Consider the following 17019-nt stretch of genomic DNA (forward strand, 5'->3'; position numbering starts at 1 on the left):
ACCTCAATCCAACCAACCGCTAAGATCTTGATTAGGTTTCTCTGGTTGCTTCTCAGCAATCGGCTCTGGTTTCTTTTCTTCAGGAGGAATCTCAGAAGGAAATTCACTACCTTTATAAAGTTTTTCATTAAAAGCTTGCACCTGTGCAGATGTAAGTTCATAAATCCTTTTGGTCTTTTCATCTTTATTGACTGGATCAAGAGGGTGCTCTGCCATTTTGACCATCCATTCAAGGGCTTTGTTTCTTTGTTCAAGGGTTTCTATCTTTTTACTCATTTTCTCTCAGCTCCTTAAACTTCTGAATGTAACCACGGAAGAACAGTCTAAATTCATTGATACCAATGTTGCGACCTTTAGCAATAAATTGTTGGACTACCTTACCACCCCTCATAGTGTCGTCAGGCTTTTCCCAAAGAAACTCAACTACATCTGCATCCTGCTCTATGCTTCCTGATTCTTTTAAATCAGCTAATGTAGGTTTCTTCTTCATTTCAGATTCACGAGTCATTTGGCTAAGAAGCATGAATGGACAATCCATTTCCTTCGCTATCTTTTTAGCCATTCCAGTGACCTTACCAATTGCTTCTGATCGAGTTTCTCCCTTTTCTTTCGGGATGTTCATAATTTGCAAATAATCAACTGCAATAAGATCAATCTTTCCATATTTCCTTTTAAACTGTCTTGCCACTGATCGAACCTCTTGAATGGTGACACCAGCAGCATCACGAATGAATAACGGTTTTTGTTCCAGCTTTTCATACATAACCTTGACTATTTCGAATTCAAAATCATCTAGTTTCTTTTGGTTGATCTTAGGGTATTTAATCTCGGTTGCGCTTGAAATCAACCTGTCTAAGATCTGATACTTTGACATTTCTTGTGACCATAACAACACAACGCCTGAACTCTGATTGTCCAAAATCCCTCTAATTCGTTGCAGTAGCATCGCTGTCTTACCCATCGACGGTCTACCAGCTGAAATAAATAAATCTGTTCGCCCAAGACCATTGGACCATTCATCAAACTGCCCAAATCCAGTTTCTACACGACTGACAGGGGTTGTTAAGTGCTTGAAATATCCTTCTTTCATTTCTTTTAAGCTTTCCATTTCACCAGTGTTTTGAGGTCGAATCTGTTCAACTGACTCTTCAACAGCGGAGAAATACTCTTCATCCGTTGCGAAATCTTCTTGGGAAAGATGTTCAATCTTTCTTCCTAACTCCATTCCCCTACGTCTAACTGCTTTTGAACGTACAATCTTTGCGTAATGAGAAGCATTAGAAGTAGTTGGGCAAGAATCTGTTAACTTAGCTAAATACTGTACGCCACCCATTTCATCAACTTGTCCGAACTGATTAAACTCATTGACAACGGTCATTAGATCAATCGGTTTGTTTTGCTCGTCTAAGTATTTAATAACTCGAAAAAGTTGCTGGTGCTGTTTACTCGAAAAATCACGTTCTTCTAAAAAAATAATTTCATCTAGTACATTTGAATCTAAGAGCACAGCACCAAGAACAGACTGTTCAGCGCTAATATCATTTGCCGTAATCAAATTCATCAGGATCACCACCGTTTGCTATCCATTTATTTAAAGCAATTTCGTAATCACGCGGGTCAGATTGCTTTTGTGATATAGGCTTTAATTTTTCATTTACATAATTCTCAAAGTTCTTTTGCGCAAATAATGTAGCAGGTCTTAAGTATTCGCTCATTTTCGGATTATCTATCCACTGTTCACATTTGATATCTATTACACGAATGAAATCCTCAAATGTTCTTCCTTCTGAAACACGTCCATTAATTAATTTCTGATTTGCTGCTGATTTATGGCTATAGTTCTTCCCTGTCTTTTGATTAAGATAGGATATAACCTCGACATAAATATTATTTCTTTTACTTTCTTTTCTTTTCTTTTGTGGGGTTTTTGCAGACACTTCGTCGACATTTACTAAGTTATTGTCAGCATTATCTTCGTTATTGTTATCAGATACTTCTTCCATCAAATTGTATTCTGGTTTGACATGAACGCTCTTTCGTCTATTGGCAGCAAGCAAATACCTCTTCTGGAACCCTTTTGAAGTGAGGACCCCACACTGCTCATATTTTGATTGATGAAAGAACCCCACTTCAAACACTCATCCACTACTTCATTTACAAATTCAACAGACTCTTTCACCTTCATCGAGAAGATATATTGCTCTTTTTCTGACCAGGAATAAAAATAACCATTCTTATAAATCTCCATCATCAAACGAATGATCACGCCAAAGCCTTGCATTCCGAACTTAGCAACAACAACAATTATCTTTTCATCTTGGTCAATGTCTGTATCAAGCGGGAAGTATTCGAGTCCTTCTTTAGTAGGTCTTGCCATTTGTCCTCACCCGTCCATTATCGTTTTGAGAGCTCTTCTTTAATAAAATCAACTAGACCTTTTGAAAAACCTTTTCTATCTGCTACCGGACTGCCAACGTACTTTTCATCTATCCAGAGGGCTAGCTTGGCATCTACTTCTGTTGTGATTTTGTGCCACTTATCATCTGAAAGAGACTCTTTTTCTTCAATTTCGATGCAATATTCATAAGGAACAATCTCTCCCATAAAGCAACCTTCTAGTATTTGAAATGATGGTCTAGGATCCAACACAGACTTTCTTAATGGGCGAGCTTCAAAAATTTCACCCTTTGCTTTCCCTTTTAACATTTTGATTTTCATTCGATTACCTCCAAGTGATAATGTGTACCTTGCTTAAATCCTTTTTTATCTAAAGCCCTGATTACAGTCATTTCAGCAAGTGCTGGCAAGTTGTTCTTACTACTTAGATGTGTTAGATATATCTTTTCTCCTCGCCCTCTTACGAGCTGTTTAAGGGCTTCTGCTGTCTGTTCATTACTTAAATGCCCGATATGACTTAGAATCCTCGCTTTCGTGCTTACTGGATAGTCTGACACTTCAACCATGTTCGGTTCATGATTAGCTTCAATGATGTAGTAATCTGAATCGCCCATGAAGTGCAGCATGTTATCATCCACTTTTCCAGTATCTAAACAGATCGAACATTGCTTTTTAGAAATAGAATCATAGATTGCATATCCATATGGTTCATATGAATCGTGATGCACCGGGAACGCATCAATTTCAAATTGATCAATTACATGAACTGTCTGATCGGATGAAACATAATGAATTAATTCCTCGTCGACACCCTTAATTGAACTCCATTCACCTTCACCGGCATAAATAGGAATCTTATATTTATTAGCTAATGGAACACCTTTAATGTGATCTCCATGAGCATGAGTGATAAAGATTGCAACTACTTGATCAGGACGAATACCAACTTCTAATAGTCGCTTTTCAATTTTTGTTTTTGCTACTCCAACATCAATTAAAATGGTCTTTGTTCCAGAACTAAGGGCTATACAGTTTCCTCGCGACCCTGAAGCTAAAATATCAACCTTCATATGAAAACCCCGCTATACGGAAGCAACTCTGGTCGCTTAATCTTTGCAGCTATTATTGCTTCCTTCTTAGTATTAAATCGTTTAAAGTAAATCTTTTTATAATTCAAAGTTATTGCAACTGCCCATTTCTGTCTGGATTTATCAAAGTAAACATTAAGACAATTAGCTTTGTTGTTTTTTAAGGGACCTTTTCTGTTTTGGTTATTTTGACTGTTATTAACAATTCTTAAGCTTACTGATTGTCGATTATCTAACGGGTTATGGTTAATATGATCAACTTGTAAACTAGGGCCTACACCAGTTATCCACCGATGAAGGCGGAAACTGGTGCGATGACCGTTAATTTTCTTTTGACCACAAACATATACCCCTTTAGTTTTTGGGCACTTCCATCCATACCAAGTACCTGTAAACTCTTGTGCTTTCGTCAAGTCTGTTGTATCAATAAGAGTTTCTAATATTTGCCCTTTAAACTTAATGAATATCGCCGTAACATCTCCACGAACTTCATATTCGTTTTTCATTGACTTACTCCAATTCATCCGCATCAAAAGATTGACGACGTTCTAAATCCATTTCCATGATGGCTATCAAACCAGTAAGCTCTTGTAATGTTGGTGGATTACTAGCATTAGGAAGGTTCTTGGAAATATACTCACCTTTGGCTTCCTTACCTTCAATTCCTAACTGCGCAAACAACGATTGCATTTTTGCTTTCGCTTCATCAATTGGTGATTTAACCACTTCTTGATCCGATTGAGCAGGTGGCTCATTAGGTGTAATATCCTTACGTTCTTTTGGTTGATACTCAGGAATATCACTTGATTTATTTGCTTCCTCTTCCGTATACATAGCTCCAAGAGAGTTAGGGAAAGCTTCACGTAAAGCATTCACAATCGCTACCTTGCGGATCATATTTAAGGGCATATCTTTCCAAGTTGCCTGCCCTTTACTGAACTCATCAATACTTACTTGCACTTCAATCGGTTGCTTACGGTCCGAACGAAATACTTTGCACCATCCACCAATTAATTCAGCTTTCTTAGGTTTAACGGCTCCAATAACTTGTTTGATTTCATCATTAAATTCATAGATAATCCCTGCTTCAAAACCCTCAAATTTTTCATTTGATTCTGCTCTCTTCATAAAAGCTTCTTTTGAAACAATAATCTGTGCAGGTTGCGAACCAAATTTAATTAGGTAAGCTTCATTGATTAATGGATTTAACTTTTGGTACTGACATAGATTCATAAACATGACAATCTCTTGATCTGTTACACTGCCATTACCTCTAACTAGATAGTTTTTTACTGTTTCCGGTTGAAGATCAATAACCTCTCCACTAACCTCATATGAAATTGCTTTGACTAATGCGTTTGTCATTATAATTTCCCCCTATGAATAAATAAGTTTTGTTGTTCCAGTTTCTCTATGAACTAAAAGTAAATGATCCTGATCCGCTTTACTTACTAACCATTTATCAGGACTTAACCCTGAATGTTTGATTGCTTCTTTCTGCTTGCGAGTTGGACGTTTACCGTTTTTCATTCGCTCACCTCAATCTTCAATTCTTGACCAGCAACCACTTTACAAATGATCAATTGTCCTGTTGGTTCTTTAAATGACGTTATACTTTCTGCATTATCGACAAATACTGGAGCAACGATCTCACTTTGTTTACTAAGAACTTCTCTTAACTCAAGTCCTGCTCTGATACTTTCAGAGAGTGATAGTTTGCTATAAGGACGACCATCATATTCGATTTCAAACGTAGGTTTGATTTCTCCATTCTTCTGTTTATCGAATAATCGAACAGAGAGAGTATTAAATAACTCTTGAACCTTTTCACCTTGTAATTCTGCTTCCTTCGCCTTAAAAGCTTTGATTGAGTCCAGGATAAAGATCGAATCATTCAAGCTCTCTAACTTGGCTTGCTCATCTTTCTTCGCTTCCTCTACCTGTGTAAGTAATTGCTCATGTTGCTTATGTGTTCTAATTTTGTCAGCTACCTTGTCACGTTTAGCTTCTAACTCTCGAACCTTTTGTTGTTCTTCTGTTACATCAATTACTTCGATGCTATCCAGTTGAGTTTGTAGCTCTTTTTTCCGTTCAATAAGCTTGCTATGATTAGCTTTATATTCCTGAATCCGGTTGTTTTTATCTTCTTCTACCGCCTTCACAGCCTCTTCATCTAATGGTCTTTTGCATGTGCGGCAAGTATCTTCAATTTGTTCATTCTTCAAAGAAGGGAACCTTTCTTTCGACATATCGATTTGATGCTGTACCATGCCTAACTCAGATTTCACTTTGTTGTATTCGCTATTTTTAGCAAATGCTTGAGCTGGCACTTTATCGGCTTCAAGTATTGCAAGTCTCAACTCTTCCGCATTCGCTTCAAGTTCCTCATTACTTAGAGTTACTTCGCCAATGTTTTCGAGAAGAATATTAATTTGTTCATTTAATGTCTTTGTCCGACTTTGTGCCGCTATATGAGCCTTCTCCATCTTTGTTTTGTTCTCACGATGAATCTTAGCTAGATCATCCAATGAATGCTTTTTAACTAATGTTGCAAGCACTTCTGATTGAGTCTCAGGTAATTCTTTAAATACTTGCTTGTTAGTTGGTGCTGAAACATATTGGAGAAGCATTGAACGTTGTTTCTCCCAATGAAGCGTGAAGAAGTAATTAGGGTTATAAAGAGAGAAAAACAGTTCTTTATCAAATAGTTGCTCTACAATTTCATTGAATTCTTTCGCTTTACTTGGTACCTCATTGACGTAGTAAGAAGCTTTCCCTTTTTTAGATCCGCGACCTAAAAGCAATTTCTTTCCGTCAACTTCTAAAAGAACTTGTACTAAAGTTTCGGTTGTTGCATATCCTATTGGTGTAGGATCAAGTTTTGCTCCAAATAGATTTAAGCCGTATAATGTCCAAGAAAGGGTTTCTAATAAAGAAGACTTTCCTTGAGCGTTGTCACCAGTGATCTTCGTTTCCTCGCCAAAGTTAACAGTAAGATCCTGGTGGCTTTTAAAGCCCTTCGCTTCAACCTTTATAACTTTTACTAACATCCTTATTCCTCGCTTTCGATTTGGTATCTAACTACTACTGGACAATTACGGATCTCCATTAAGAGGTTGTCCTCTTTGTCGAAAAAGAAAAATGTACTATCCTCTTCAACAATGTATGCTATTACAGGACCTCCATAATAAATCCCTTCACCTACATCATAGTTAGGACGTTGATCTATATTGGAACCTATAACTCCAACCGATTTAATTACTTTCTCCATTCGTTTCACTCCTTTTTATATTTCTGCTCTTAAATTTTCTAGTCGCTTAATTTCAGCTTTAGTAACATCAACAAATGCATTGATCATTTCGGCTTCTACTCTTGCTTCATAAACATCTTTCAATCCCTCAAAACCCCAAGGTGTTACATCGATATTTGAAGATTCAATTGCCAATCTGACACATTTTAAACTCTTACCATCAATTACTTGTTCAAGACGTTTTTCTAACTTTAAAATTTCGTTAGTAACAGCTCGATATTTTTCCACTCGATCAGCCATATAAGCAAATGTTCTGCGATCCACTTTTCTCACCTCCTTTCATTAATTGCGTCTTCTAACCTCAGCCGATCTGCAATAGCAGCAATAAACTCACTTACTGTTGGTCTTGAAGTTGTAAACCTATAAATTGCAGAACTTCGATTTTCCTGTGATTCATATGAACATTCGATAGCATGTCGCATTGCTCTTTCCACCCTCGAAGGTGTTGTCTCAAACTTTTTAGATATCGATGGATAAAGGTGCTTCGTCATCATTCCCAAATGGTTCATATCAAAGTAGACCATCATAATCGCTTCTCTAAGGTAGTGATAACCCTTTAAACTTGCGGGAATCCTTAAATCTTGAAGTATATTTGTAATTCTCACTTCTATAAAATCTTGCTCTAGACTTGATTTTTTCTCTGCTTTTGGATTAGCGTTAGGTTTTTTTAAGGCTTCTAATTCTCCTCTTAGCTCCAACACCTCATTTTTTAATGTTTGTATACTTCCTAATTCCTGCATAACAAACCGAACGAGTTCATTTTCATTTTTAAACGGCAAATCATTTAATGTGTTCATTTGCAGTTCTCCCTTCAATAAATAATTAATTCTCGAATAAGTACGATTCCAATAAATAGTGCTGTTGCTAACGCTCCTATCACAACTTTCTTTTCGTCTGAAAGATTCATAGTTTTTTACCATTCTTTTTTCTGGTTCTAGTGCACTGTTCACAAATTATTGAAGTAGAACTAAGATCCCCATCCTTCAGGACACTAATTAGAAGATCGTTATCAGCTTGAATCTCAACTTCACAATCAGGACATTTCGTGAAAATTTGATCTTCATAGATGTCTACGTTAATTTGAATATCATCAGTAAGTTGCGCTTTTATATAGAACATAATTTAAGCCCCCTCATTTAATTGACTGATAGCCACGTCATATTCAATGGCCATTTCTTTTACAATAGCTAAGTAAATTTCCGTTAACCTTGCGTCACCAGCAATAACATCAAGATTGTTAGTTTTCTCAATCTTTGATTTAGAAGCTCCTTCTAATGCCATGTTGCTTCTTTTATTCTTTAAACGAATTGATAGATCACATCTAGCTCTATCCTCAAGACGCTCATAACTTTGATTTCTAATATTGCGATACGCTTCAAACCCACCTAATTTTTGAGCGATCTTATTCAAAAGGTTGGTAACTTTCTTACGCCATTCAGTTGGATTAAGACTTAAAATTTCAGTGATGCTATCTTGCTTTTTAGAAGTCTTGTCTAATTGTTCTTCAACAGCTACAAGACGACGCTCCTGATCTACATTGAATTGAGCAAGCATTGCAATGACTTCGGCTTGAGATTTTGGTTGGAGCTTAGCTTGTAGTTCTTCCTTCATCCGCTTAAATTCAGTTAGGAATTTCACCTTCATCTTCATTGCTTCTGGCGTTACATAACTCATTGCGATAATGGCAAATGCATCTTCTGACATATTGAATTTCTTGTACCATTGCTTATTTTGAGGGTGTTGATATTGGGTCTGCGCAAAGTTGCTCAACCCCCATTTACCTTCATTTGCTTCATTCAATTTCTCAAGTTGAACCTCAATGTCACGAAGTACATCAGCATGCCTTTTATCAAAAACTTCAGCAATCGTAAGACTATCCGTGACAACTCGATCGTTTTCAATGAATACTAGATTGGACATATGAACTTACCTCCTTGACCGGCATATGCTTGATTTGAAAATCATTGTTTGCATCTTTCACAAATTTTGCTAACTCACTGTAATCAACTTCTTTGTTTGAATCAGGTAGTAAGCTTTTGAATCTTGCATAAGCAGTAAGGGCTTGTACTATGTAAGACATTTCCTCACTGTCAAATTCACTAACACCTTGCTGCGCCTTGCTAAGAATTAAATCGAAACGCATTTGACCAACACCTTCGTAACGATTGCGATAAATCTCCATAGCCTCAACAACTAACTCTCTTTCTTTAACACTAAATGACAATGATTGTTTCATAGATTCGCTCTCCTTCGACATATTTTCATAGTTTTTAAGATTAATGTCGCACCTTTGTCCCATTTGAGTTAACTCGACATTTTAAATGGTGTTTTGACGCTATTTGATAGACAAATTTCGCAACAGGGGTAAAAAGAAAACCTCCGAAGAGGGATTACACTTCTTGGTACATCGGTAAAGAGTAAGCTCTAAATAATAAATCAATCTCCTCTGTACGATTGACAGATAACAGTTCCACATTAGATAACGCCTCAATTAGCATCTGCTGGTAAAAATCCATTTATCTTTTCTCATCTCCTTTTCAATCTGCCTATGCATTAATTTCTTATAGAGCATTAATCGATCATTACGATACGTATAAGATTTCGGCTGTTTCCTTGATGGATGAATTGATAATTTCTGAGCAACCTTCGTAAGATAATACGAAATTCGATGATCGATGTTTTTCACCAATAATCACGCCTCCTTTTTAAAATCTTCTTTCCTTGTGAGAATAGTAGATAACCTTCCTTTATCCATTACGATTTGACGATGGTACTCTTCATCAACCTTCTCTTCCTTAGGAATAGCCCAGGCATTTGCTTGGTGAACTAATTCAGATAAACCTTGAGGGACCTTAATAGGATAATTACCTACTTTGATTCCTGTGATTTTGATCATGATTTCAACTCCTTTTGCACAAAATAAGTATCTATGAAGTTTATGCAGTGTTATTTGTTCTCGAATCGCGAATTTTTTTCTCAAAAAAAAGCTCTTCAATTTCAACACCTAAAATTTCTGCTAAAATCGGAATTTTTTCAGCGGCAATTCCTCTTCTTCCACTCTCGATATCCGATAGGCTAGAGGAGTGCTTAAATCCTAATTTCTTAGAAACGAAAGACTGTTTAATTCCCTTCTCGTTTCTAATTTGCTTTAACCGCAAACCAATACGATGTTCCATGTTATCACCACCTCATTCGCGAAACGCGATTAACTTAACTCAATAATAAATTCTCATTTCGCGAATGTCAATATTATTTTTCGCTTTTTGCGATTTTTTATTCAATATACGCGAATCCAAAGTAAAATAAGGTTAGAAAGAAAGGAGGAGATAAGGTTTGAGTGAAGTATTAGGCAAGCGTATAAAATATCTCAGAGATCGATCTGGATTAGCTCAAAAATATGTTGCTGAAAAAATCGGAGTGAAAAACAACACCTTATCAGGATATGAATCAGGAAGACGTGAACCCGATTCTGAAACCCTCCGTAAGTTAGCTGATTTCTTTGAGGTGACAACTGATTATCTACTAGGTAGAACTGATAAACCTACATACAATATCGAATCAACTTTACCTAAACAAAAATCAAAAGAAGAAAACCTATTCTTCAAAGATATGGACAATATTACGCCTGAAGAGGCTGAGGAATTAAGAAAGCACTTAGAATTTTTACGGTTTAAGGCTGCTCAGGAGAATAAGAATAAATGACAACAAGACACGCAACCAATATAAGCGTGTCTTTTTAGGAGGTAGTAATGGATAAATTAAATTTAGAGGGATTAAAAGCTTTTCTTGATAAGGTTATTTCGAAAGAGCTTGTTTTAAAGAAAATCTCGGATGAACTAGCCAGAATAGAAAGATCAGATGTTATAAATAAGGAGTTAAATTTCTTTAGGGACAATTATTTTGTCCCGATATTCGGTCAACAAACTTATAATTTTCTCTTAGACATCCTTGACTCCAAAGTAGATTACTATCGAGATCATATTGAGAACCTAGATGTGTATTACGAATTAAAACTTTTTGAATCAAAGCATAACTTCTTAATAACGAGAGCTTACAATCAATTCGCTAACCCGATGGGTTTTATGCAACTTAACAATACTTTTGATAATTCAGGACGATTCTTAATAGAATTAGTCAGATCGGATGGGGCGAGTGTTAGAGTGAATATGAACTACAATCAAAAAGTAGACATGGCATTAGGGTTGCTGTCACAGACTATTAATGAGATGTCTCATTTTAGTGATCATGTAGCAACTGAAAAATTTAAACGCATAGAAAAAGAACTGTTGAGATGCTTGGAAAGTGTGAAACATTATGGACCAAAACAATAAGTTACAAAGAGTAACATCAACTAACGAGGTGATTTCGTTAGTTGTATCAAGGGATGCAAGTGACAGGGACAATCAAGTTGATTATAATAGTATTAACCAAAAAGTTAGCAAGGGTGGTGAAGGAATGTCTGTTGAAGATCGCCTAAAAAAAGTGGAAGATGATGCAGTTAATAATAAGATCGCCATTGCAAACCTTACTTCTAAAATTGACAACCTACCAGAGAGAATGGACCTCATTATTGCAGCTAAGAACGCTGATTTAAAACACGATCTTAATAGCGCTCTTCATAAAAATAACGTTGACATGATAAAGTGGTTAATAGGTACAGGTATATCAATTGTCGCCTTAACCGTAGCGTTGTTACGATTATTGTAAGCCCAAATTTTGGGCTTTTTCTTTTTATTGTAATTACGAACACGCGTTTGTATAATTAGGTAAAAAGAGGTGGTCAATATGTTGTATTACCCTACTCCCTTAGAGACCTGGATTTATATACTTTATAAGCGCTTAGGTATTTATTTGCCAAGTGAAATAGATGAACAGGTCATCGCTCAAAAACTAGGGATTTATCTGTATTACAAACCGATACCATCAAGTTCTTATGAAAACGGACGATTTAAATCAATTACAATTGATAGCCGAAAAACTAAAAAAGAGCAAAGAGAAGATTTTTTCCATGAACTCTGTCACCTTTTACGACATGTAGGTTGGCAAGCAGGAATGATGATGCCTGAAGCTTTTCGAGAGCTGCAAGAGCATGACTCAATTAATTTTACTCGTTACGCCGCTATTCCGTTTCATATGTTAAAACTATTCGATATTCATGATGAGCAAGTAGTTTTCCACATTTCAGAATCATGTAATGTTACCACCACTCTAGTCACGGATCGATTAGAACGTATAAAATACAGTGCTGTGAGCAGGATTATAGCAAAGGGAGGAACAATATGAAAGCAGCCATATACATTCGTGTCTCAACACAAGAACAGGTCGAGAACTACAGTATAGAATCACAAAGAGAACGACTCGAAGCCTTTTGTAAGGCGAAAGGCTGGACTATTTATAACACGTATATTGATGGAGGATATTCAGGAGCTAACACCGATCGACCAGCACTACAAGAAATGCTATCTAACTTAAGTGAGTTTAAAGCGGTAGTAGTTTATAAATTAGACCGACTTTCCAGGTCTCAACGTGACACACTGGATTTAATCGAAGAGCACTTTTTGAAGAATGACGTTGATTTTGTATCTGTGACGGAAACACTAGACACCTCCACTCCTTTTGGAAAAGCAATGATTGGGATATTATCTGTCTTTGCGCAGCTTGAAAGGGAAACTATTGCTGAACGTATGCGTATGGGGCATATAAAGCGAGCTCAGGAGGGTTTAAGAGGAATGGGAGGCAACCATGATCCAAGTGGTTATATTCGTAAAAATGGCGTCCTTGAGATAAACGATAAAGAAGCAAGACATATACAACTCGTTTACGACCTTTATGAAAGATATCATTCCATCACTAAAGTGCAAGAGTATTTGAAATCTATAGGAGAACCCGTGTGGCGTTTTAGAAGGTACAGGGATATTTTATCGAATAGACTTTATATAGGCGAAGTAAGCTTTGCTGGGAAGTTCTACAAGGGTTTGCACGATTCCATAATAAGTAAGGATCAATTCGAAAGAGTTCAGTCTTTATTGAGCAGACACAAAGGTTTTAATGCTAATAAGGCCAAAGCGAGCTTATTAAGTGGATTAATAACTTGCGGCGAATGCGGCGAACCTTATATGACTTATCAATCAACAGACAAAACAAAAAGAGGCCCTGTTAAATATCGATACTACACTTGTAGAGCAAGGAGATTCCCTTCTGAATATGATAAAAAATGCATGAATAAGACTTGGAATCAAAAGAAGTTGGATGTCCTAATCAAAAGTGAAATAAAAAAGCTCTCGTTGAATAAGCAATACGATAAGAAGGAAAAGGAGCTAATCAATTACGATTTATTAATTAAACGGACAGATGAAAAAATTGAGCGACTTATTGCTTTGTACGCAGAGGGTAAATTTAACGTGGAACTCCTCGAAAAGCAAGTAAATAATTTGAACAGTGAGAAAGAGGAACTGCTTAATAAAAAAAACAAACAAGAAATGGATACTACCTCGGAGTTTTCATCAAGAAAACTAAACCAATATGCCATTATCCTTGAAAATGCAGAATTTAAAGAATGTCAGGCTGTTATTCAGAAACTTATTGACAACATCATCATAGAAGGTGAAAGCATCAGAATTGATTGGGTCTTCTGATGCTTTTTTCTCCGTTTTCATATTCCGCTATGCAAACGGCCCATACGAGCAGTTTCTGTTTCTGTTCAATCGCTTGAATGACAGCATCAGAAGCTTCTTTTTGACCTGAGGACAGTTCGCCTTGCCACGTTAGAGTGTTTTTCATTAGAGGAAATTGATCTGCTTGATCATCCCAGTAGTAAAGCTGTTCGCAGCTTCTCACTTTGCCAAGTTGGAGGCAATGGCGGCAGTAGTGGCACTCCTTTTGACAACGAGCGCAAACATGTTTGCCAAATAGCGTTGGATCGTTGTTTCCACAGCGAACGCAGAACGGACGGTTGTTGTGATACGTAAGTGCTGCCTCCGTTCGGATTGCAGAATTGGTAAGTTGTTGATCGGTGAATGGCAGTTCTGATCTAAGCAATCGTTTACCAGTGAGAAAGTCAGAGACAATCGGTTCGATGGGGATCACCTCGATTTATTATGGGGGATTGTATGGGGAATTAACGACTGCTACGCATTCTCCACTTAAGACACGTAGCAGTTCGCATTTCATTGTACTTACTCTCCGTAATACTTTTGCCAGGATAGGCCTAAGCTGCCTGCTCCTAGATGCGTGCCGATAACTGGACCGAAATAGCTAATCTCGACTTGAACATCTGGGAAACGTTCTTTAATCGTCTCTGCTAATTGCTCCGCTCCATCACGACGGTTGGCATGAATCACCGTAGCATAATAGCTTCCGCCTTTTGCTACATCTTGCTCAAGCAGTTCTACAATACGTGCTAAGGCTTTCTTTTCCGTGCGAACTTTTTCAAACGGAACGATGCTGCCTTCTTCAAAGTGAAGGATCGGCTTAATTTTCAAGAGGTTGCCGACAACAAGTTGAGCACCTGATAGGCGTCCGCCACGGTGTAAATGGTTTAAATCATCGACCATGAAATAGGCCTTAGCTGTCTTTTTCATATAAGTAAGCTTCTCGATGATCTCGCCTGCTCCCGCTCCTGCTTCTGCTAGCTTGGCCGCTTCTAAAACATAGTAGCCTTGAGGGGAACAGCTCACTTCTGTATCAAATCCACTTACTTTGATGCCTTCTACCATATCTGCTGCTGTTAATGCGGTTTGATAGGTTCCACTAATCTTGCTTGAGAGGTGAATCGTGACGACTTCCTCAAAACCTTCTTCTGCTAATCTCTCAAACAAGCTGACGAATGTTCCAATTGCCGGTTGTGACGTCTTTGGAAGTTCTTCTGCCTTCATCATTTTATCGTAAAACTCTTCAGTCGTTATATCGATTTCTTCTTGAAATGAGTCACTGCCAAAAATGACGTTTAAAGGAACCATTTCAATTGAATATTCCTTGCGAATATCCTCTGGTATGTAGGCGGTACTATCCGTTACAATCGCAACTTTTCTCTTCATGAATAGCTCCTCGCTTTTCTATTCTCTATTGTAGTTCAATAGGAAATCTCTACTATCTAATGTACATCGAAATAATCAGGCTTTCAAGTCATTGACGACAACAGCTTGGCCTAAAAAAGAGAGAAATGCGCTTGTCATTTCTCTCTTTCTCCTTATCGAACTACTACATAGCCTTTTTTAATCGCTTCGACTACCGCCTGCGTACGGTCGTTGACATTCATTTTTTGTAAAATATTACTCACGTGGTTCTTGACCGTTTTTTCACTAATGAACAGTGTTTCACCAATCGCACGGTTGCTTTGACCATCTGTCATCAGCTGCAACACTTCACATTCACGACGCGTTAAAATATGAAGCGGCTTACGGTATTCAACTTCACGATAGCCGATCGACTCTTCATGAAGATCATCTTCTTTAGCAAGACGACGGTATTCTTTAATTAAATTGTGAGTTACTTTCGGATGGATATAAGCGCCACCTGAAGCGACAACTTTCACAGCTTCAATTAAAGCATCAGCATCCATTTCTTTCAGCAAGTAACCAGATGCACCTGTTTTTAATACATGTGTGACATACGACTCATCATCATGAATCGATAAAATTAATACTTTAATATTCGGGAACGCTTTGACTAATTCCTTCGTCGCTTCGACCCCGTTCATTTCTGGCATATTAATATCCATCAAGATCACATCTGGACGATACAATTTCACAAGCTCCAATGCTTGCGAGCCATCGTGACCATCCGCAACTACTTCAAAATTAGATTCCATTGATAAAATACGTTTTACACCTTCACGAAATAATTGATGGTCGTCGATAATGACGATCTTAATTTTGCTACCTTCATTCATGGGTTTCACCTCTCCGCTAAAACGGTAATTTGAACTTATAACTCATTCGTTACTCTATTAATTAGAATTCGTTAATGGGACACCAATTGCAACGATAGTGCCTTTTTTCGGCTTAGATTGAATATCGATTTCACCTTTGAGCATATTGACCCGTTCTCTCATCCCTATCAGACCAAAAGACCCTTCTTTTTTAATCGATGGTTCAAAGCCTTTGCCATCATCTTTTATTATCATTATAACCTTTGTTGGCTTGATTTCAATTTTCACTTGTATTTCTCTCGGCTCCGCATGCTTATAGGCATTTTGTACTGCTTCTTGTACGAGGCGGAAAAGGGCAATCTCAAAATGCTGAGGAAGACGAACATCTCTTCCAAAATGCCTAAACTCAACCGCAACCTTGTTGTGCTCCTCAAATGTCTTTAAGTATTTGGATAGCGTAGGGATTAAACCGAGGTCATCAAGCGCCATCGGACGCAGGTCATAGATGATTCTTCTGACTTCTGCAAGGGAGGATTTAACTACTTTTCGTAAAGAGCGTATCTCTTCTAGCGCTTCTTCAGCGCTTTTTTCATGGTAAATTCGTTCAATTAGCTCAGAGCGAAGCATGACATTAGCCATCATCTGGGCAGGTCCATCATGAATTTCCCGCGACAATCGCTTTCGCTCATCTTCTTGCGCCTCAATGATCTTCAGTCCGAATGCTTGTTTCTCTTTTGCATCTTCTATTACATCTGTGACAACTTTTAAATCACTTGATAGAAAATTAAAGACAACCGACATCTGTCCAGCAAGCTGATCTGATCTTTCAACAGTATCGCGTAAATTAACAAGCCTTCTCTCAATCTGATCACGCTTTTCTCGTAGTTGCATTTCTTCTTGTTTGAGTACCGCCAGTTGAATTTGATAATCATTTGCTTGCTCGTAAGCTTCACGTACTTCTTCATTCGAAAAAGATTCGAACGCTTTACTCACTTCAACTAATCGGTTTCTAGCAAACTTCGCATGCAACTGTATTCGGTCCGATTTCTCGATAACCGTAGCCACTTTCAAACGAACTTCCACGAGTTCTTTTTCCAAAGCCTCTAATTCAGACCTAGATTGTTCTCCAATTTGGAAAATTTGCTCTCGACTATCCCCTACTGTCCCTAAGGTTTGCTCAATAATATCATCTAAAAAATTCATGTCCGTCAAGCCCTCCACCAACCTCTTAAAACATAAACACTCTATTTGCCAAGTAAAATAATTTTCGCTATCCTTATTTTACAACATTCTTGAACAAATAACCTTTAATCTTTCAAATCAAATCTAGTAAGTGTTGGTTTTTTGAGCTGTAA

27 protein-coding genes and 2 pseudogenes are annotated in these 17019 nt (G+C 37.4%); 5 read left to right on the forward strand and 24 right to left on the reverse strand.

The window, feature by feature from the left end:
- Window positions 1–3: 3 nt before the first annotated feature.
- The 19 genes and pseudogenes from BkAM31D_RS19460 to BkAM31D_RS19545 form a co-directional block, all read right to left on the reverse strand.
- Window positions 4–276, reverse strand: a complete 273-nt coding sequence (locus BkAM31D_RS19460; RefSeq protein ID WP_066160447.1) for a hypothetical protein — start codon at window positions 274–276, stop codon at window positions 4–6.
- Window positions 269–1561 carry a replicative DNA helicase gene (locus tag BkAM31D_RS19465; RefSeq protein ID WP_066160450.1) on the reverse strand — a complete coding sequence of 431 codons (1293 nt, stop codon included), beginning with the start codon at window positions 1559–1561 and terminating at the stop codon, window positions 269–271. Before BkAM31D_RS19465 ends, BkAM31D_RS19460 begins: the two co-directional genes overlap by 8 nt.
- Window positions 1539–2003, reverse strand: coding sequence for a conserved phage C-terminal domain-containing protein (locus BkAM31D_RS19470; protein ID WP_085449830.1), 465 nt, complete (start codon window positions 2001–2003; stop codon window positions 1539–1541). Before BkAM31D_RS19470 ends, BkAM31D_RS19465 begins: the two co-directional genes overlap by 23 nt.
- The gene (locus BkAM31D_RS19475) at window positions 2003–2377 is read right to left on the reverse strand and encodes a DUF4373 domain-containing protein (protein WP_085449831.1); all 375 of its coding nucleotides are present in this window, start codon (window positions 2375–2377) and stop codon (window positions 2003–2005) included. The genes BkAM31D_RS19470 and BkAM31D_RS19475 overlap by 1 nt, the downstream gene beginning before the upstream one ends.
- Window positions 2378–2394: 17 nt before the next feature.
- Complete coding sequence (locus tag BkAM31D_RS19480; RefSeq protein ID WP_066160456.1) at window positions 2395–2718, reverse strand: hypothetical protein; 324 nt, start codon at window positions 2716–2718, stop codon at window positions 2395–2397.
- Window positions 2715–3467: an MBL fold metallo-hydrolase gene (locus BkAM31D_RS19485; RefSeq protein WP_066160459.1), complete on the reverse strand. Its 753-nt coding sequence runs from the start codon at window positions 3465–3467 to the stop codon at window positions 2715–2717. The genes BkAM31D_RS19480 and BkAM31D_RS19485 overlap by 4 nt, the downstream gene beginning before the upstream one ends.
- Window positions 3464–3991 (reverse strand): HNH endonuclease family protein, encoded by a 528-nt coding sequence (locus BkAM31D_RS19490; protein ID WP_066160462.1) that lies wholly within the window; start codon window positions 3989–3991, stop codon window positions 3464–3466. The genes BkAM31D_RS19485 and BkAM31D_RS19490 overlap by 4 nt, the downstream gene beginning before the upstream one ends.
- A gap of 4 nt (window positions 3992–3995) precedes the next feature.
- Complete coding sequence (gene bet / locus BkAM31D_RS19495; protein ID WP_066160466.1) at window positions 3996–4850, reverse strand: phage recombination protein Bet; 855 nt, start codon at window positions 4848–4850, stop codon at window positions 3996–3998.
- A gap of 12 nt (window positions 4851–4862) precedes the next feature.
- Window positions 4863–5015, reverse strand: coding sequence for a DUF6906 family protein (locus BkAM31D_RS24010; protein ID WP_169801169.1), 153 nt, complete (start codon window positions 5013–5015; stop codon window positions 4863–4865).
- Window positions 5012–6535, reverse strand: coding sequence for an AAA family ATPase (locus BkAM31D_RS19500; RefSeq protein ID WP_066160468.1), 1524 nt, complete (start codon window positions 6533–6535; stop codon window positions 5012–5014). Before BkAM31D_RS19500 ends, BkAM31D_RS24010 begins: the two co-directional genes overlap by 4 nt.
- A gap of 2 nt (window positions 6536–6537) precedes the next feature.
- Window positions 6538–6756, reverse strand: a complete 219-nt coding sequence (locus BkAM31D_RS19505; protein ID WP_066160471.1) for a hypothetical protein — start codon at window positions 6754–6756, stop codon at window positions 6538–6540.
- A gap of 15 nt (window positions 6757–6771) precedes the next feature.
- A complete protein-coding gene (locus BkAM31D_RS19510) occupies window positions 6772–7059 on the reverse strand; it encodes a hypothetical protein (RefSeq protein WP_066160474.1) in 288 nt (95 codons plus the stop codon).
- A 5-nt stretch (window positions 7060–7064) separates the two neighbouring features.
- A pseudogene (locus BkAM31D_RS24905) lies at window positions 7065–7364 on the reverse strand (sporulation initiation factor Spo0A C-terminal domain-containing protein); the annotation flags it as partial.
- A gap of 553 nt (window positions 7365–7917) precedes the next feature.
- Window positions 7918–8715 carry a Rha family transcriptional regulator gene (locus BkAM31D_RS19525; RefSeq protein ID WP_066160484.1) on the reverse strand — a complete coding sequence of 266 codons (798 nt, stop codon included), beginning with the start codon at window positions 8713–8715 and terminating at the stop codon, window positions 7918–7920.
- Window positions 8693–9031, reverse strand: coding sequence for a hypothetical protein (locus BkAM31D_RS19530; RefSeq protein WP_066160486.1), 339 nt, complete (start codon window positions 9029–9031; stop codon window positions 8693–8695). The genes BkAM31D_RS19525 and BkAM31D_RS19530 overlap by 23 nt, the downstream gene beginning before the upstream one ends.
- A gap of 154 nt (window positions 9032–9185) precedes the next feature.
- The gene (locus tag BkAM31D_RS24545) at window positions 9186–9311 is read right to left on the reverse strand and encodes a hypothetical protein (protein ID WP_257391601.1); all 126 of its coding nucleotides are present in this window, start codon (window positions 9309–9311) and stop codon (window positions 9186–9188) included.
- Window positions 9287–9484, reverse strand: coding sequence for a hypothetical protein (locus BkAM31D_RS19535; protein WP_066160489.1), 198 nt, complete (start codon window positions 9482–9484; stop codon window positions 9287–9289). Before BkAM31D_RS19535 ends, BkAM31D_RS24545 begins: the two co-directional genes overlap by 25 nt.
- 3 nt (window positions 9485–9487) lie before the next feature.
- Window positions 9488–9691, reverse strand: a complete 204-nt coding sequence (locus BkAM31D_RS19540) for a hypothetical protein (protein ID WP_066160493.1) — start codon at window positions 9689–9691, stop codon at window positions 9488–9490.
- A gap of 40 nt (window positions 9692–9731) precedes the next feature.
- Entirely contained in the window at window positions 9732–9971 is a 240-nt protein-coding gene (locus tag BkAM31D_RS19545) for a helix-turn-helix domain-containing protein (protein WP_066160496.1), read from the reverse strand.
- Between the two features lie 157 nt (window positions 9972–10128).
- Between BkAM31D_RS19545 and BkAM31D_RS19550 the strand changes: the two genes are divergently transcribed.
- The 5 genes from BkAM31D_RS19550 to BkAM31D_RS19570 all read left to right on the forward strand — a co-directional run bounded on the left by BkAM31D_RS19550 (window position 10129) and on the right by BkAM31D_RS19570 (window position 13430).
- Window positions 10129–10497: a helix-turn-helix domain-containing protein gene (locus BkAM31D_RS19550; RefSeq protein WP_066160499.1), complete on the forward strand. Its 369-nt coding sequence runs from the start codon at window positions 10129–10131 to the stop codon at window positions 10495–10497.
- Window positions 10498–10544: 47 nt separating this feature from the next.
- Window positions 10545–11126: a hypothetical protein gene (locus BkAM31D_RS19555; protein ID WP_066160501.1), complete on the forward strand. Its 582-nt coding sequence runs from the start codon at window positions 10545–10547 to the stop codon at window positions 11124–11126.
- Window positions 11110–11502: a hypothetical protein gene (locus BkAM31D_RS19560; RefSeq protein ID WP_066160504.1), complete on the forward strand. Its 393-nt coding sequence runs from the start codon at window positions 11110–11112 to the stop codon at window positions 11500–11502. The genes BkAM31D_RS19555 and BkAM31D_RS19560 overlap by 17 nt, the downstream gene beginning before the upstream one ends.
- A gap of 78 nt (window positions 11503–11580) precedes the next feature.
- Window positions 11581–12078 (forward strand): ImmA/IrrE family metallo-endopeptidase, encoded by a 498-nt coding sequence (locus BkAM31D_RS19565; protein WP_066160507.1) that lies wholly within the window; start codon window positions 11581–11583, stop codon window positions 12076–12078.
- Window positions 12075–13430, forward strand: coding sequence for a recombinase family protein (locus BkAM31D_RS19570; RefSeq protein ID WP_066160511.1), 1356 nt, complete (start codon window positions 12075–12077; stop codon window positions 13428–13430). The genes BkAM31D_RS19565 and BkAM31D_RS19570 overlap by 4 nt, the downstream gene beginning before the upstream one ends.
- Here the strand turns inward: BkAM31D_RS19570 and BkAM31D_RS23745 are convergent.
- From BkAM31D_RS23745 to BkAM31D_RS19585, 5 genes and pseudogenes are all read right to left on the reverse strand, one after another.
- Window positions 13408–13575, reverse strand: a complete 168-nt coding sequence (locus BkAM31D_RS23745; RefSeq protein ID WP_157108293.1) for a hypothetical protein — start codon at window positions 13573–13575, stop codon at window positions 13408–13410. The genes BkAM31D_RS19570 and BkAM31D_RS23745 overlap by 23 nt on opposite strands.
- A gap of 93 nt (window positions 13576–13668) precedes the next feature.
- Window positions 13669–13881: pseudogene (locus BkAM31D_RS24980) on the reverse strand (hypothetical protein); the annotation flags it as partial.
- An 89-nt stretch (window positions 13882–13970) separates the two neighbouring features.
- Window positions 13971–14831: a DegV family protein gene (locus BkAM31D_RS19575; protein WP_066161099.1), complete on the reverse strand. Its 861-nt coding sequence runs from the start codon at window positions 14829–14831 to the stop codon at window positions 13971–13973.
- Window positions 14832–14983: 152 nt separating this feature from the next.
- Window positions 14984–15685 carry a response regulator gene (locus BkAM31D_RS19580; RefSeq protein WP_066161102.1) on the reverse strand — a complete coding sequence of 234 codons (702 nt, stop codon included), beginning with the start codon at window positions 15683–15685 and terminating at the stop codon, window positions 14984–14986.
- Window positions 15686–15742: 57 nt separating this feature from the next.
- Window positions 15743–16876 carry a sensor histidine kinase gene (locus BkAM31D_RS19585; protein WP_084372546.1) on the reverse strand — a complete coding sequence of 378 codons (1134 nt, stop codon included), beginning with the start codon at window positions 16874–16876 and terminating at the stop codon, window positions 15743–15745.
- Window positions 16877–17019 lie beyond the last annotated feature (143 nt).

This window comes from Halalkalibacter krulwichiae, from assembly GCF_002109385.1.
GTDB classification, from domain to species: Bacteria; Bacillota; Bacilli; order Bacillales; family Bacillaceae_D; genus Halalkalibacter; species Halalkalibacter krulwichiae.